Source organism: Mycobacterium sp. Root265 (genome assembly GCF_001428895.1).
Lineage (GTDB): Bacteria > Actinomycetota > Actinomycetes > Mycobacteriales > Mycobacteriaceae > Mycobacterium.
This window is the reverse complement of record NZ_LMJA01000031.1, coordinates 276,171-291,999: the sequence shown is the minus strand read 5'-3', so window position 1 is coordinate 291,999 and position 15,829 is coordinate 276,171. Positions and strand designations below refer to the sequence as shown.

The window sequence follows — 15,829 nt, the reverse complement described above, 5'->3', positions numbered from 1 at the left end:
CTGACCGGATAAGGCACGTTACCGGCTAGAGCGACGGCGGCGGGTCGGTGCCCTCGGTCGCGGACCGGACCTGGGTGCACAGCAGCGTGCTCAGCGGCACCGCGAACAGCAACAGGGCCAGCGTCGTGTCGTCGGGTGAGAAGTCCTGATAGACGGTGACGATGCCGGCCGCCGCCGCGACCAGAAGCAATTGCGCCGATACCGCGAGCACGACTCCGGTGTGCGCCGCTCCGGAATCCGGCGGCATGGCCCACAGCAGCGCGAACAGCGCGGCCGTCACCGCGATGACCGGCGTCAGCGGCACCGCGAGGACGCTCGGGATCCACGCGGTGCCGACGACGATGAGCAGCGGGATCAGCACCAGTCGATTCACCAGCTCGGACGGGATGGGCGTGGGCCGGCCCACGAGGCCGAGAATGGTTGCCGCACATCCGATCACGACGAGGCAGGTGACGACCTGGGTGGGCTTGGCCCAGAACGCGACGGGTACGGTCACGCCCAACTGGCCCAACGTGATGTTCACGTAGACGGGTAGGAGATACAGCAGACCCACCCGGGCGACGAGCTGTCCGACCGTGCCGTTGCGGCTTCGGCGCACGGCGACGGGCACCAAGGTGAACAGCGCCAGCCACATGATGGCGAGCTCCAGACCCGCCGGCGGCGCGATGCTGGCCTCGGTGGGGCCGGTGATCGCATTGGCGACCAGGTTCACGATGATCACCACCGCGATGACGATCTGGCCGGCCAGCGCACTGATCCCGACAGCCAGCGTGGTGCGCACATCGCCGCGGGGCAGCAGGGCCGACCGGAACGATCGGCGCGTGCCGTAGGCAATGGCAAGGGCGACCAGGATCGCGTGCGGCCAGGTGCCCGGACCGCCGGGGGTCCAGTAGTTCTCCTTGAAACCCGAGGAGATGCCGCCCACTTCGGTGATCTCGAGGACGACGATGATCACGGCCACCGTGCACAGCAGCGCGGTGTACTTCCAGCCCTGCCGGTGCCGCGACACGCTGTGCGCGATGGCCGACCGGGAATGTGCGGCCAGCGCGACACCGCCGGTGGCCATCGCTGCCACGAATGCCAGCGCGATCGCCGGGACGTAGGTCTGGGCCCCGATGTCATCGAGCAGCAGGTAGAGGAGGTCGTTCGGGTCCGCGGGTGGCGCAGCGTGCAGCGCCTGGCCGAACCGGATGTTGGCCCAGATGCTCGGGATCCACGGCGCGGCAACCAGGCAGGTCAGCAGGAGGCTCAGCCAGGGACCGGTCGGTCGCCGACGGATATGGAGCTGGGCGATCACCAGCGTCGCGGCCACCAGCCACGCCGCGAGCGCCGGGAATACCTGCCAGGCCCGGTCGGCGGTCAGGATCAGGATCGGCAGGAGTGGGGTCGCGATACCCGCGCACCAGGCCAGCAGCGCATGATGCCGGGGCGCATCCGGAGCTGTGGCGGTGTAGACGTAGCCGACCACCGCGACACCGGAGCCCACCGCCAGACCGCACAGCAGCGGCCAGATCGGTGAGTACTTGAAGACCAGCTCGCCGCCGAAAAGTGAATGCTCCTCGGGTGCAAAGAAGCCGGGGATGAAGCCGAAGGCGAGCATCACCGCCGCGCCCACCCAGGTGGTCACCGCCAGGGCGAGCAGGGACGCAGGAAGAGCGCGGGGCCTCAGATGGGTGGGCCGGCGGCGGGCTTCCTGCCAGAGCGGGGACAAAGCGTGTTGTACGGCCGACCGTCGGCCAGATTCAGGTTGCACAGCAGAACTATGGCCGAAGGCGCTTGCAATCGACTTGGGATCGGTAGCCGCCGATATGCCGTCTCATTCATGTCATGAACATGTGGAAGTTGTCGCTGCCCGTCATCGCGGCCGCACTGCTCGCGGGTTGCACGTCGGAGCCCGTCACGCCGGCCGCCGAGTCCGATACCTCGCCGGTCCCGACCAGTGCACCGGCTCAAACCACCACGGTGGTCGCGACCCCGCCGGTCACCGTGACCGTCACCGCGCCGCCGTCACCGGTCGCCTCGGAGCCGGGAGTGCCCACGCCCTGCGCGGATACCGATTTGGTGGTGTCGAACAAACCGCTGGAATCGCAGGGCTCGGAGTACCTGCTGGTGTTGCTGTTCGAGAACGTGACCAACAAGGCGTGCACACTGCAGGGCTACCCGGGCGCGGACATCGTCGACGTGGACCTGCCGATCGTGCACGTCGAGCGCCGCCACCAGAACGCCGCGCCCCTGCTGACCCTGGCGCCCGGCGACATCGCCACCGCTGATCTGCAGGCCAGCGACGTGAACCGGGAGACCGAAAGCCCGTGCGGGAAGTGGGGACTGGTCGTCATCATCGCCCCCAACACCTTCCAGTCGCGGCACCTGGACGTCGGGATGCCGATGTGCAGTGCGCTGATCAGTTCGGTGACCTGAGGCGAGGTATGGTAGTGACCAGACAACAGATTGTGGTCACTACGAAAGGGCCTCGTGATGCCCCGTCCGCTGATCCCCGATCGGCGAGAACGTCTGCTGACCGCGGCGCGCGCACTCGCGCTCGACAAGGGGTGGACGACTACCACCGTCGCCGAAATTGCTGCCCGGGCCGGCATCGGCAAAGGCGCTGTCTACCTTGAGTTCCCGGACAAGTCCGCGATCCTGGCGGCCGTGCTGAACCGCAGCATGCGCGCCATGACAGTCGACGTCCATCGACGGGTGCTCGACGCGGGCGAGGTGATCGACCTGCCCATGATCTACCGGTTCGGTGTGGAGGCGCTGCTCGCCGAACCCTTGATGCGCGCCCTGTATCTCGGCGACGAGGCCATCCTCGGCGATCATGTCCGCGCCGTTTCCGACGGCCGGTACCAGCAGCGGTTCGACTGGCTCGCCGACTACATCGTCGCCCTGCAACGCATCGGGGTGATCGACGCGGAGATGGCGATCGAACCGCTGGTGCGCATGTTGAGTGTCTTCACCGTCGGGCTGCTGCAGGCGCCGGGCATCGTGGACGTCGGCGGCGACGACCAGCTCCGCGACACCGTCGGGCTGTTCGCCGATCTGGTCGGGCGGGGACTGGCGACCGGTCTGCCCGTCGATCCCGCGGCAGCCCGGCGGGCGCAACTGATTCTGCTGGAACGGCTCGATGCCCAGCTGCATCAGTTGGACGCGCCCTGATGTCCGCGGTGTTCGAATCCCATACCGATCTGACGGTCTGTGGAGGGCCCGTGCGGCTGTACCGTGCGGGCCGGTCCGGACCACCCCTGCTGTTGTTGCACGGTGCGATGCTCGACACCGGCCAGGGCGTGTGGCACGACGTGGTCCCGGACTTGGCGCGCGACCACCGCGTCCACATCATCGATCTGCCCCGGCACGGCGGCAGCAGGCCCTGGGCCGGCACACTCGACGACGCCTTCTACCGCCGGTTCATCGCGGAGCTGCTCGATGAGATCGGGCTGGCGCGGGCCGCACTGATCGGACTGTCGATGGGTGGCGGTGTGGCAGTCGGATTCGCGCTGGAGCACCCGGACCGGGTGAGCGCGCTGGTGTCGATCGGCCCCGGGGGGATCGGCGCCAAGCGGCCCCATCAATTCCTCACCTGGGCGACGATGCACACACCCGGTCTGCTGAGGCTGTGCAGCTGGATTCTGGCCCGGTATCCCGGCTACGTCCGGTCATCCATGGCGGCTAACTTGACGGCCGGTGCCGATACCCCGGGATTCGAGCGCATCATCGTCCAGGCTGTCACCGAGGCCCGGGCGAAGAACCGCCACCGAGAGAAAGCGCTGGACGACTGGCAGATCGAGGCATACGGCCCCCGCGCGATGCGCCTCGACCTGACACCCGCGCTGCACACGCTGACCGTCCCGATCTTGTGGATGCGCGGCGGTCGAGACCCGTTGGTCGCCGCGGCCGACCTTGCTGCCGCCCACGCGCAGACGCCTGGTTCGAGGTTTGTCACCGTCGCGGACGCCGGCCACATCGTGACCTATGACCGTCCCGACGAGTTCGTTGCCGTGGTCCGGAACTTCCTCGCCGAGGTGCTTTAGGCAGACCTGAGTAGTGCACTACTCAGGTCTGCGGCGCCGGGCGCGAGGAGCATCGGCCCCAGTGGACTCGGCAACGGCGGCGGGGGTCGATCATGAGCATTGGCAAGCACTTCGGGGCGCTGGCAGTCACGGCGCTGGTGATGACGGCGGCGGCCGCTCCGATACCGCAGCCGCCGGCGGTGAAGCTGGCTGCGGAGTCGACAGTTCTCACGGTGTGCGGCGTCACCTGCCCGACATGGCTCCCCGCCGACATCGAACGCATCATGGATCAGTTCGTCACGCCCACCCATCCGCTGCTACCCGGTGACACCGTGACAACGGTCGCGGTGACTGCGCCGGGGGAGCTCTGGCCCCTCACCGGACTCGCGCGCCTCGTCTTGCTCGCCCTCGCGGATCCGAGGTTGGGCGGACTCGGTGGCGGTGCGTGGCCGGATGTGCCGCTGTGGAAACTATCCGGACTGTTCGACCTCACCGCCAACCGATCGGTGCAGGTGGGGGCGGCTGCTCTGCAAGACGCGATGGCCGCGAACCCCAGCGAGCATCAGGTGATCTATGGCTACTCGCAGGGCGCAGGCGTCGCGAATGTGGTGAAGCGCAGGCTGGCCGCGCAGTACCCCGGACCCGGTGCCCCCGATATCGACTTCGTGCTTGGTGGCGATCCGAATCTGCCCAACGGCGGCTTGATGTCCCGGTTCCCGGGGCTCTACATACCGCTCCTCGATTTCTCGTTCAACGGCGCCGCGAAATCCGACACCGAGTTCGACACGGTCGAGATCAACGGCCAGTACGACGGGTTCGTCGATTTCCCCTTGTATCCGCTCAATCTCCTCGCCACCGTGAATGCGATCCTGGGTATCGCCTACGTGCACGGATGGCCGTTCGACCCCAGCCTGCCCGCCGACGATCCCACGAAATCGCCTGCGTACCAAGGAGTTCACGGCGACACCAGCTACTACTTCTTCGAGTCGCAGAACCTGCCGTTGTTCGCACCGCTGCGCACGCTCGGAGTGCCCGAGGCCCTGATCGACGTGGTCGAGCCGTTCTTCCGGGTGCTCGTGGAACTGGGCTACGACCGCAGTATCCCGGCGTGGGAGCCGACGCCGGCGCGATTGATCCCCCGGTTGGATCCGGCGAAGGTACTGATCGATCTGCTGAACGCGGTCGGCGAGGGCATCAACAACGCAGCGGCCATCGTCGGCTTACCGCCGCTGGTGCGCACTCCTGAACCTGCCGCCGCAACCATCACGACCACGATCACCGAGACCAAGAAGTCGGAGCCGTTTGAGCTGACGACCTCGAAGCGCGACGGCGACACACCCGATGGTTCGGTGATCGACACTCCCGGAAGCAGCGCACTCGACTCGTCCGCCGACCCGACCCTCGATCCTTCATCGACGCCGGACCCCGAGCCCGAGTCGCGCGAAGCCTTCGAGGACGAGCTGGAAGCCTCCGACCCGTCCGGCAACGATGACAGCCACCAGCTGAGCAACGGCGCGACAGATGACAACGCGACGGGTGGGAGTGGTGCCGGCGGCACCCAGGACTTCGGCGATACCGGTGTGACCGAGGACACGGAGCAGGGTGGTGACACCGAGGAATCTGGCGACACCGAGGAATCCGGCGACACCGAAGCCGGTTCAACCGGCACCGACAGGCAACCGAACGACGAGTGAGACCGACGTTTCTGCTGTTCGGGAGCCTCCGCGGCCGCAGAAACGTCGGTTTCGGCGTGGCGGGAACAAATCCGTGCGGCACCCCGTTGACCATTTCGACAACTTGAGTGACACAGGCTCAACTCTGGCTTGACAGGCAACCGCCTCCAGGTGCAGGCTTGAGCGAGGTTCACTCAGATCCGAAGAAAAGCTAATCAGGAGGCAACAACTATGGCTCGTGCGGTCGGTATCGACCTCGGGACCACCAACTCCGTCGTCGCAGTGCTGGAAGGTGGCGACCCCGTCGTCGTCGCCAACTCAGAGGGCTCCCGGACCACTCCGTCGGTTGTCGCGTTCGCGCGCAACGGCGAGGTGCTGGTCGGCCAGCCCGCCAAGAACCAGGCGGTGACCAACGTCGACCGGACCATCCGTTCGGTCAAGCGTCATATCGGCACCGACTGGACCGTTGCGATCGACGGCAAGGACTACAACCCCCAAGAGATCAGCGCGCGCATCCTGCAGAAGCTGAAGCGCGACGCCGAGGCCTACCTGGGTGAGGACATCGCCGACGCCGTCATCACGGTGCCCGCGTACTTCAACGACGCCCAGCGCCAGGCCACCAAGGAAGCCGGTCAGATCGCCGGCCTCAACGTCCTGCGCATCGTGAACGAGCCCACCGCGGCCGCCCTGGCCTACGGCCTGGACAAGGGCGAGAAGGAACAGACCATCCTGGTCTTCGACCTCGGTGGCGGCACCTTCGACGTGTCCCTGCTGGAAATCGGCGACGGTGTCGTCGAGGTCCGTGCCACCTCCGGTGACAACCACCTCGGTGGCGACGACTGGGATGACCGGATCGTCGAATGGCTCGTCGACAAGTTCAAGAGCACCAGCGGCATCGACCTGACCAAGGACAAGATGGCCATGCAGCGGCTTCGTGAAGCCGCCGAGAAGGCCAAGATCGAGCTGAGCTCCGGACAGAGCACCTCGATCAACCTGCCCTACATCACCGTCGACGCGGACAAGAACCCGCTGTTCCTCGATGAGCAGCTGACCCGCGCGGAGTTCCAGCGCATCACCCAGGATCTGCTGGACCGCACCCGTGCGCCGTTCCAGCAGGTGATCAAGGATGCCGGCATCTCCGTCGGCGAGATCGACCACGTCGTGCTGGTGGGTGGTTCCACCCGTATGCCCGCCGTCACCGATCTGGTCAAGGAACTGACCGGCGGCAAGGAGCCCAACAAGGGCGTCAACCCCGATGAGGTTGTCGCCGCGGGTGCCGCGCTGCAGGCCGGTGTGCTCAAGGGCGAGGTGAAAGACGTTCTGCTGCTTGACGTCACCCCGCTGTCCCTCGGTATCGAAACCAAGGGTGGCGTGATGACCAAGCTGATCGAGCGCAACACCACCATCCCGACCAAGCGCAGCGAGACCTTCACCACGGCCGATGACAATCAGCCCTCGGTGCAGATCCAGGTGTTCCAGGGTGAGCGCGAAATCGCTTCGCACAACAAGCTGCTCGGCTCCTTCGAGCTGACCGGCATCCCGCCGGCCCCCCGCGGCGTGCCGCAGATCGAGGTCACCTTCGACATCGACGCCAACGGCATCGTGCACGTCACCGCCAAGGACAAGGGCACCGGCAAGGAGAACACGATCAAGATCCAGGAGGGCTCCGGCCTCTCCAAGGAGGAGATCGACCGGATGATCAAGGACGCCGAGGCGCACGCCGACGAGGACCGTCAGCGCCGCGAAGAGGCCGACGTCCGCAACCAGGCCGAGTCGCTGGTCTACCAGACGGAGAAGATCGTCAAGGAGCAGCGCGAGGTCGAAGGCGGATCGAAGGTTCCCGCCGAAACCTTGGACAAGGTCGATTCCGCAGTCGCCGAGGCCAAGACGGCCCTGGCAGGCACCGATATCGCGGCCATCAAGACCGCGATGGAGAAGCTGGGCGTCGAAGCCCAGGCCGTCGGCCAGGCGCTCTACGAGGCCACTCAGGCCGAGCAGGGTGCTGATGGCGCAGACGGTTCGGCCGCCGCCGACGACAATGTCGTCGACGCCGAGGTCGTCGAGGACGAGGACAACCGGGAGAACAAGTGAGCCAGGGCGATTCGCACGAAGAGCCGGTGACCATCACCGACAAACGGCGCATCGATCCGGAGACCGGCGAGGCTCGTGACCCGGCGTCCGCCCCCAGTGGGGCGGCGCCGGGTGCGGACCCCGCCCCGTCCGAGGAAGGCGACAAGGTCGCCGAGCTCACCGCCGATCTGCAACGGGTACAGGCCGATTTCGCCAACTACCGCAAGCGGGCCCTGCGCGATCAGCAGGTCACCGGCGAGCGCGCGAAGGCGGCGGTCATCACCCAACTGCTCGGCGTGCTCGACGATCTCGATCGCGCCCGCAGCCACGGTGATCTGGAGTCCGGACCCCTCAAGGCGGTGTCGGAGAAGCTCGTCACCACCCTGGAAGGTCTCGGCCTGACCAGCTTCGGCGCCGAGGGCGAGGATTTCGACCCCTCGCTGCACGAGGCCGTCCAGCACGAAGGCGACGGATCGTCGCCGGTGGTGGGCACGGTCATGCGCCGCGGCTACAAGGTGGGCGACCAGGTGGTCCGCCACGCCATGGTTGGTGTGGTCGACACGGTCGAGAATGCCGACGTGAACAGTGAACAACCCGCAGAATCAGAAGACTGACCCGGTGAGGAGGTGACGCATGGCTCAGCGTGAATGGGTCGAGAAGGACTTCTACAAAGAGCTCGGCGTCACCTCTGATGCCGGCAAAGACGAGATCAAGCGCGCCGCGCGCAAGATCCTCGCCGAGAACCACCCGGACCGGAATCCGGGCAACTCCGCGGCGGAGGAGCGCTACAAAGCCGCCTCCGAAGCCAAAGAGGTGCTGACCGACGACGCCAAGCGCAAGGAGTACGACGAGACGCGGCGCCTGTTCGCCAACGGGGGCTTCGGCCGCCGCGGGCCCACAGCAGGTGGCAACTTCGGCGGATTCTCCAGCGAGGGAGCCGAATTCAACCTCGGTGACCTGTTCGATCAGGCGGGTCAGTCCGGCGGCGCCAATATCGGCGACCTGTTCGGTGGCCTGTTCGGCCGCGGCGCCCAACAGCCGCGTCCGAGCCGTCCGCGGCGAGGCAACGACCTGGAGACCGAAACGGAACTGTCGTTCCTGGAGGCCACCAAGGGCGTGGCGATGCCGCTGCGGCTGACCAGCCCGGCACCGTGCACCAACTGCCACGGCAGCGGTGCGCGGCCGGGCACCAGCCCAAAGGTGTGCCCGAGCTGTAACGGCGCGGGTGTCATCAACCGCAACCAGGGCGCGTTCGGGTTCTCCGAGCCGTGCACCGAATGCCGGGGCAGCGGCTCGATCATCGAGCACCCGTGCGATGAGTGCCATGGCACCGGTGTCACGACCAGGACCCGCACCATCAACGTGCGGATCCCACCGGGCGTCGAGGACGGTCAGCGGATCAGGCTGGCCGGCCAGGGCGAGGCCGGGCTGCGGGGTGCCCCCTCGGGGGACCTGTATGTCACGGTGCACGTCCGCGCCGACAAGGTGTTCGGTCGTGACGGCGACGACCTGACCGTCACCGTTCCGGTGAGCTTCCACGAGTTGGCATTGGGCGCAACGCTTTCGGTGCCGACCCTGGAGGGCAAGGTCGGGGTGCGGGTGCCCAAGGGCACATCGGACGGTCGTATCCTGCGCGTGCGTGGGCGCGGTGTGCCCAAGCGTTCGGGTGGTCACGGAGACCTGCTCGTCACGGTGAAGGTGGCAGTGCCGCCGAACCTGGAAGGGGAGGCCGCCGAGGCGCTCGAGGCATACGCGAAAGCCGAACGGGCCAGCGGGTTCGACCCGCGTGCCGGCTGGGCAGGAAACCTCTCGTGAGCCGCAGCGACGACGCCCGGACGTTCCTGATCTCGGTGGCCGCCGAGCTTGCCGGTATGCATGCGCAGACCCTGCGCACCTATGACCGGCTCGGCCTGGTCAGCCCGCAGCGCAGCTCTGGAGGAGGTCGGCGTTACTCGCAGCATGACGTCGACCTGCTCCGCGAGGTGCAGCGGCTGTCCCAGGACGAGGGCGTCAACCTCGCTGGTATCAAACGAATCATCGAGCTGACGAACCAGGTCGAGGCGCTCCAGAACCGCGTCGTCGAACTGGCCACGGAGGTCGAGCAGTTGCGCAAGCCCAGCACCGCCCTGGTGCTGTGGCAGCCCGGAGCGCGCCGCGCCCGTTAGACCACCCGGATGCTGAATTGCGTGGTCACCGGTTCACCCGCGGCCACCCGGTAGCCACCGCGGCGCAGCGCGTCCGTGGGAGCGGTCATCGGCTCGATCGCCACCAGTGCGTCACCGGCGGGTGCGAACAGTTGCGCTGCCGGATAGCCCCGCTCGAAGGTGACCTCGATCCGGCGGTCACCGCCCGCTATCGCGAACACCGACCCCTGGGCCACGTCGTCGAAGCCGTCATCGAGCACCCGGTCGGCCAGCGGCGCCGACTCCGCGGCCCACGGCTCGTGCGCGCCGGTCGGGAGGCCGCGGTCGTCGACCGGTAGGTGGCGCATCGCGGGAGTGCTCAATTCCCACTCGTCGCGCGGCGCATCCGGAATCGTGAAGTACGGGTGATACCCGAAACACAGCGGAACCCGACCGTCACCCGGCTCGACGGTGGTGGCGATGGTCAGCGTCCGGTCGGCCAGCGTGATCCGCTGCGTCAGCAGGTGCGGGAACGGGAACGCCGCCAGCAGTTCGGGTGTGCGGTAATCCAGCGTGGCGACAACGGTATTGGTGGAAAGCTCACTGATCTGCCAGCCCGGATGGGCGGCCAGCACTCCGTGCATCGGTGCGCCGTGCGGATCGGTACGCACCCCCGGTGCAGCCGCCAGATCGACGCTCTTCCCGTCCACCGCGTAGTCGGTACCGCTGAGCCGGTTGGCCCACGGGTAGAGGATGGGGATACCCATCGTCTTCCCGTCGGTGACGTAGGCCTCGAGGCCGCGTCGCTGGCCGAGGAACTCGACGCCGTCATCGGCCAGCGAGGTACCGATCATGCCCGCGCCGGGCACGAACGCGGCCGTCAGCGCCGACGATGGGTCCCGCAGGGTGATGCGCTCGAGTTCGGCCATGACGGAATTCTGTCACGCCAGCGGGTCGTGCTGGATCCGCTCGGGCGGTGCGCCTTTCGCGATCAGTGCGGCCTTGGTCGCGGTCACCATGTCCGGACCGCCGCAGATCAGGATCTGGCGGTCACCCCAGCTGCCGTAGCTCGTCACCACCTCGGGCAACTGCCCGGTCTGACGCACATGCAGGCCGCGTGGTGGCTGGTGATCGGGATAGTCGGCGGCCCACGGCGGATTGGTGGAGAACTCCGAGACCGGCGTCACCGACAGCCACGGGTTGGTCGAGGCGATCTCCCACAGTGTGCGCAGATCGTAGAGATCGCAGGGATAACGGCCGCCGAAGAACAGGTGCACCCGCGGGTTCTCGGCAAAACGGCACAGGTCGGAGATCAACGCCCGCAGCGGCGCCAGCCCGGTGCTGCCCGCCACCAGCAGCACGTCCTCACCGTCGCGGTCGATCTGCAGTCCGCCGTGCGGGTTGGACAGTCGCCACCGGTCCCCGGGCACGGTTTCGCCGACGATTGCCGTGCTGACCATTCCGCCGCTGACGGACCGGACGTGGAACTCGATGGCACCGCTGCCGTCGGCGGGTATCGACGGACTCAGATAACGCCACCGGCGCGGCCACTGCGGCACCTGCACCGTCACGTACTGCCCGGGGTGATAGGACAGCGGCCGGTCCAGCTGCAACCGGACGATCGAGACGTCCCGCGTCGCCCGGATGTGCTCGAGCACCGTGCCGTCGACGAACGGCGGCGTCTGCTCGGCGTCGGCGGCGCCGCGCATCACACCGATCACGAGCCCCACGAAATCCGTTGTGGCCTCGGCGATCCGGCCGTCCCAGGCCTCGGCGAGCTCGCCGCGCAGGGTGGCCAGCAGCGCCTGGCCCAGGGTGTCGTAATGCGCCCCGGTGACACCGTATTTGCGGTGATCCCGCCCGAGTTGGGCCATGAAGGCGACCGGTTCGTCGGCGCGCTGGGCGATCATCTCGGCTAGCAGCCAGCTCAGGGCTTCACCGAAGGACGCCCGCTGGCGGGTCAGGTCGGGAGGAAACAGATCGCGCGCCGACATGTCGATGGCGAACCAGCGCGTGTAGATCCTGCGGATCACCTCATCGGTGCCGACCGCGGCACGCAGGGTCTGCAGCGCGTCGCGGTCGTCGAGTCCCACGGGGTACGAGTTTAGGCGCGGCGGATCGCGGCGGTCGCAATCAGCGCTGTGCCCGCGATCGCCCAGCAGCTCAGCACCAAAATCGCCGAGGTGGCGCCGGAACCGCCGAAGTAGGCCGTCGACCGCAACAGGGTGGCGGTGGCACCTTGGGGCAGCAGCTGGCCGATCGTGCCCCAGCCGGCGGGCAACATCTCGGGTGCACTGGTCAGCCCCGACAGCGGGTTGCCGACCAGCACCGCCAGCCCCGACCCGATGGCCAACCCGGTCCGTCCGAACAGCGACCCCAGCCCGAGGACGAACAGCAGTGCGGCCGCAATGCCGAGCGCCAGTCCACCGGCGACGCCCCAGAAGTTCTCATCGATCGACCCCAGCGGGTAGCGCAGCAGCACCGCGGCCGTCACACCCATCAGGCCGGCGAAGGCGATCGCCGCGGCGAAGCGGAGCCATACCTGCTGCCTAAGGACGAGGACCAGCGCCATCGCGGGCAGGATGCTGGCCAGCGTGATGGGCAGTGCCGACGCGGCCAGGCCGGCGCCGCGCGGGTCATCGGCACTGGGCGGGGCGATGTCCTCGGTGTTCAGCTGCACTCCGTTGTGCCCGGCGATACCCGACCCGATCTGGGTGAGCAGCTGTGCGATTGCGGGGCTGCCGCCGGTGGCGGTGAACAGCGTCGGTTGGCCCGTGTCGAAGGCGATGCCGCCGTACACCTGCCGGTCCAGCACAGCCTGCCGCAGCGCGGCGGCACCGGGGTAGTAGGTGACGGCGAAGGCACCGGGGGCGGTCCGCTCGAGCATCTCGGCCACCGCTGTGGGCCCGGCGATCCCGATCGGTACCTCGTGTGGTTTCGACTTCGCCGCGGGCAGCGCGAAGGCGAGCGCGAGGATCGCCAGCAGGGCGGTGAGGGCGAACACGACGGCCGCCGCCCGGGCCGCGGCAGGGGGCTGGAGCTCGGGGACGGCATGGTGGGCCGGCCTGGCGGGGGCGGGAGCGGTCATCGTGCGCTCTTTTCATCCAGTGTTGAAATAATGTCCGCAGAGCGTAACTCCGCCTCGGCGGTATTTCAACAGTGAGTGAAATGATAATGTCGAAACATGCCTTCACCAGCACAGAGAACCTCGAAGCGGGGTAGGAGGCAGGGTGAGCCGGTCTCCAGGGACGCCGTGCTGGCAGCGGCCAAGCACCATTTCGCGGCGCACGGATACGAGAAGACGACGCTGCGCGCCATCGCCCGCGACGCCCACGTCGACCCGTCGATGGTGCTGTATCTGTTCGGGTCCAAGGCCGACCTGTTTCGCGAATCCCTGCGGCTGCTGCTCGATCCCGAACAACTCGTCGCGGCGATGACCGCCGCCGAGGGAGATGTCGGCACCCGCCTGGTCCGCCGATACCTGCAGATCTGGGAGGGGCCGGAGACCGGGCAGAGCATGATCGCGATGCTGCAGTCCGCCACCTCGAACCCCGACGCGAACGAGGCGCTGCGGTCCTTCATCCAGACTTACGTGCTGACCGCGGTGTCCGGAGTCATCGGCGGTGGCGAGCAGGCCCCGCTGCGGGCGATGCTGGCCGCCACCAATCTGCTGGGCACCGCACTGCTGCGCTATGTGATGAAGGTGCCCCCTTTGGCGGATCTGCCGACCGAGGATGTGGTGACCCTGATCGGGCCCACCGTGAACCGCTACCTGACGGCCTCGGCCGTCGAGTTGGGGCTGCCCGAGTGACCGGGCGCGAGGTGACCGCGGTGCTGGTGTTCCACCCCGGCGGCGACGGCACGTTCTCGGAGTGGGCGAACGCGTTGACCGCCACCGCACCCGGCTGCATCAGAGCTCGGGTGTCGGTGGTCGACGGATGCTTCGAGCCCGCCGTTGCGGTGACCTTCACCGGCACAACGGAAGTGGACGCCTGGCTGGACGACGCCGACGTGTTGCGCACTGCGGGATGGCTACCGGCGGCTCCGGCAATCCAGCTCGCGACCGACGAGCCGCCTCCGGCCGGCATCGCAGCCTTTCGGCATCAGCTCGTCGAGGGCAAGGCCGGCGAGTTCCTGGATTCGCAGCGCGGACTCGCCGCGGCCGCGCGCGGATTCAGCGGGTATGAGGGCACCGTTCTCTTTGTGGATGGGGGAGAAGCACTCTCGGTGCTGCGTTTTCGCACCGATCGGCAGTTGGCCGGGTGGATGTCATCGGGTCAACGCGAGTCCGCCCTGCCCGGTCTGCGGTCGAGCCTGACCGCGGAGTTCGCCGCAGCGTCGGGCACCACCGGTTTCGGCACCACCGTGCGCACCGACGGTGGCCGCATGCTGATGACACCCAACTGGAAGTCGGTCATGCTCGTCATGGTCGTGCTGTACCCGACGGTGATGCTGCTGTCGAGGTTCCTCGGTCCGGTGCTGGACCGGTTCGGGGCCGAGCCCTGGCTGTCGCTGTGGCTGAGTCAGGTGGTCAGCGTGGTCCTGATGCAGTGGTGGCTGATGCCTTGGGCGTCGAGGCCTTTCCGGCGGTGGCTGGATCCGGTGGACGGTGCGGGCCGGCGCAGCAGCCTGGCCGGCGCGCTGGTGATCCTGCTGCTCTACGGGGCCACGTTGCTGCTGTTCGATTCGGTCCGATGGTTGCAGTTCTGGGACTATGCGAGTGCGTGAATTCCCTTGTACAGCAACATGAGACCGATGAGGACCAGGATGGCGGCCACCAGGGTGGCGTGCTGGTGCTCCATCCACTCCTTCAGTCGGGTCAACGGGGCCGCCAACCGTTCCCCACTGACGACATAGGCCAGGATCGGCAGGAGCGCGGTGCTACCGGCGATCAGCACGAAGTAGATCATTGCCAGCCAGGCGTGCGCTTGGCCGATACCGGCGGTGCCGATCGCCAAACCCGCGGCGATGCAGATGAACAACACCTTGGGGTTCACCACCGCAAGCGCCGCGGCGGTCACCACGGCCCGGGTCGGGGTGAGGCCGCTCAGCTTGCGCATCCAGGCCGGTGAATGCTCGGACTTCTTGCGGGTCACCCACTTGTATCCGCCGAACACGATCAGTGCCGCACCGACGATGATGCGCAGCCAGGACGCCCAGCTCGGCGGCTTGTCCAGGGAGCCGACCAGATCGGAGGCCACCACGAACAGCGACACCAGCGCGGCCAGCCCCAACAGCCAGCCGGCCAGGAAGGCCAGCCCGGTCGGACGCGGTCGGTCGGTGTGCAGGGCGAGCACCGCGGGAATGATGGACAGCGGTGAGAGCGCGATCACCATGGCCAGCGGAATGAGCTCGGTCAGCACGGAACCCCAGCTGTCGGTCATAGTTCACACCACTTCCACTGGCCGTTCTCGTAGGAGAACGCGATGTCGTCGGGGTCTTTGCCGTCGTTCTCGATCACGGTGTCGGCAGTCTTGCCATTGACGTCGATCGACGTGACGCTCAGATCCAACTGACCCATCTCGTCGCGCATCTGGGCGAAATTGGCCCGGGAGAATTGTTCATCGGCACGCATGTCGGCGCACATCAGATTGCGCAGGTTGTCGAATTCCTGTCCGTTCCAAGCCTGCTGGAACTGCTCGACGACCTTCTCGATCTGGTCCTCATCGGAGAGCGCCGCGGCGGTCGTGGTCGTCGTCGGGGCGCCGACCGGACCAGCGGTCGGTCCGTCGCGGGTCACGGCGATGGTGACGACCGCGCCGACGGCGATCAGTAGCACGGCGCCCACCGCACCGAGGATGAGTCCGTTGCGGCGCCCGGACTTCCCCGCCGGCACCCACAGCGGCCAGCCCGGTGGCGGCGGCGGCCAGGACGGGTCGGGCTGCCAGCCGGCGGGCGGCGCCCACCCCGGCGGGACAGGCGGCCAGTTCGGCGGGGGATTGAAGCGCATCGCCAC

At 67.7% G+C, this 15,829-nt stretch carries 16 protein-coding genes; 10 read left to right on the top strand and 6 right to left on the bottom strand.

Annotated elements, in window-relative coordinates; genetic code table 11:
* Positions 1-25: 25 nt before the first annotated feature.
* Positions 26-1,753, bottom strand: a complete 1,728-nt coding sequence (locus ASE48_RS27280; protein ID WP_162264276.1) for a hypothetical protein — start codon at positions 1,751-1,753, stop codon at positions 26-28.
* A 74-nt stretch (positions 1,754-1,827) separates the two neighbouring features.
* Here ASE48_RS27280 and ASE48_RS27275 point away from each other — a divergent pair, with 74 nt between their 5' ends.
* The 8 genes from ASE48_RS27275 to ASE48_RS27240 all read left to right on the top strand — a co-directional run bounded on the left by ASE48_RS27275 (position 1,828) and on the right by ASE48_RS27240 (position 9,915).
* Positions 1,828-2,418 (top strand): DUF4232 domain-containing protein, encoded by a 591-nt coding sequence (locus ASE48_RS27275; RefSeq protein WP_057170296.1) that lies wholly within the window; start codon positions 1,828-1,830, stop codon positions 2,416-2,418.
* 57 nt (positions 2,419-2,475) lie between these two features.
* Positions 2,476-3,156, top strand: coding sequence for a TetR/AcrR family transcriptional regulator (locus tag ASE48_RS27270; RefSeq protein WP_057170295.1), 681 nt, complete (start codon positions 2,476-2,478; stop codon positions 3,154-3,156).
* A 50-nt stretch (positions 3,157-3,206) separates the two neighbouring features.
* A complete protein-coding gene (locus ASE48_RS27265) occupies positions 3,207-4,028 on the top strand; it encodes an alpha/beta fold hydrolase (RefSeq protein ID WP_235571575.1) in 822 nt (273 codons plus the stop codon).
* 92 nt (positions 4,029-4,120) lie between these two features.
* Positions 4,121-5,701 (top strand): PE-PPE domain-containing protein, encoded by a 1,581-nt coding sequence (locus ASE48_RS27260; protein WP_057170293.1) that lies wholly within the window; start codon positions 4,121-4,123, stop codon positions 5,699-5,701.
* A 210-nt stretch (positions 5,702-5,911) separates the two neighbouring features.
* Entirely contained in the window at positions 5,912-7,771 is a 1,860-nt protein-coding gene (gene dnaK / locus ASE48_RS27255; protein WP_057170292.1) for a molecular chaperone DnaK, read from the top strand.
* A complete protein-coding gene (grpE, locus tag ASE48_RS27250) occupies positions 7,768-8,364 on the top strand; it encodes a nucleotide exchange factor GrpE (protein ID WP_057170291.1) in 597 nt (198 codons plus the stop codon). The genes dnaK and grpE overlap by 4 nt, the downstream gene beginning before the upstream one ends.
* A gap of 19 nt (positions 8,365-8,383) precedes the next feature.
* Complete coding sequence (gene dnaJ, locus ASE48_RS27245; RefSeq protein ID WP_057170290.1) at positions 8,384-9,565, top strand: molecular chaperone DnaJ; 1,182 nt, start codon at positions 8,384-8,386, stop codon at positions 9,563-9,565.
* Positions 9,562-9,915 (top strand): heat shock protein transcriptional repressor HspR, encoded by a 354-nt coding sequence (locus ASE48_RS27240; protein WP_057170289.1) that lies wholly within the window; start codon positions 9,562-9,564, stop codon positions 9,913-9,915. The genes dnaJ and ASE48_RS27240 overlap by 4 nt, the downstream gene beginning before the upstream one ends.
* Here the strand turns inward: ASE48_RS27240 and ASE48_RS27235 are convergent.
* Genes ASE48_RS27235 through ASE48_RS27225 form a run of 3 tightly spaced genes read right to left on the bottom strand, consistent with a single transcriptional unit; the run spans position 9,912 to position 12,961 of the window.
* Positions 9,912-10,802, bottom strand: coding sequence for an aldose 1-epimerase (locus tag ASE48_RS27235; RefSeq protein WP_057170288.1), 891 nt, complete (start codon positions 10,800-10,802; stop codon positions 9,912-9,914). The two genes, ASE48_RS27240 and ASE48_RS27235, sit on opposite strands and share 4 nt — an antisense overlap.
* A gap of 12 nt (positions 10,803-10,814) precedes the next feature.
* Complete coding sequence (locus ASE48_RS27230) at positions 10,815-11,966, bottom strand: FAD-binding oxidoreductase (protein ID WP_057170287.1); 1,152 nt, start codon at positions 11,964-11,966, stop codon at positions 10,815-10,817.
* 11 nt (positions 11,967-11,977) lie between these two features.
* A complete protein-coding gene (locus tag ASE48_RS27225) occupies positions 11,978-12,961 on the bottom strand; it encodes a hypothetical protein (protein WP_057170286.1) in 984 nt (327 codons plus the stop codon).
* Positions 12,962-13,057: 96 nt separating this feature from the next.
* On the opposite strand from ASE48_RS27225, the gene ASE48_RS27220 reads away from it, so the two are divergent.
* Positions 13,058-13,684 (top strand): TetR/AcrR family transcriptional regulator, encoded by a 627-nt coding sequence (locus ASE48_RS27220; RefSeq protein ID WP_057170285.1) that lies wholly within the window; start codon positions 13,058-13,060, stop codon positions 13,682-13,684.
* A complete protein-coding gene (locus ASE48_RS27215; protein WP_235571573.1) occupies positions 13,681-14,601 on the top strand; it encodes an antibiotic biosynthesis monooxygenase in 921 nt (306 codons plus the stop codon). The genes ASE48_RS27220 and ASE48_RS27215 overlap by 4 nt, the downstream gene beginning before the upstream one ends.
* Here the strand turns inward: ASE48_RS27215 and ASE48_RS27210 are convergent.
* Positions 14,586-15,257: a GAP family protein gene (locus tag ASE48_RS27210; protein ID WP_057170284.1), complete on the bottom strand. Its 672-nt coding sequence runs from the start codon at positions 15,255-15,257 to the stop codon at positions 14,586-14,588. The genes ASE48_RS27215 and ASE48_RS27210 overlap by 16 nt on opposite strands.
* Positions 15,254-15,823 carry an Rv0361 family membrane protein gene (locus ASE48_RS27205; protein WP_057170283.1) on the bottom strand — a complete coding sequence of 190 codons (570 nt, stop codon included), beginning with the start codon at positions 15,821-15,823 and terminating at the stop codon, positions 15,254-15,256. The genes ASE48_RS27210 and ASE48_RS27205 overlap by 4 nt, the downstream gene beginning before the upstream one ends.
* Positions 15,824-15,829: the final 6 nt, after the last annotated feature.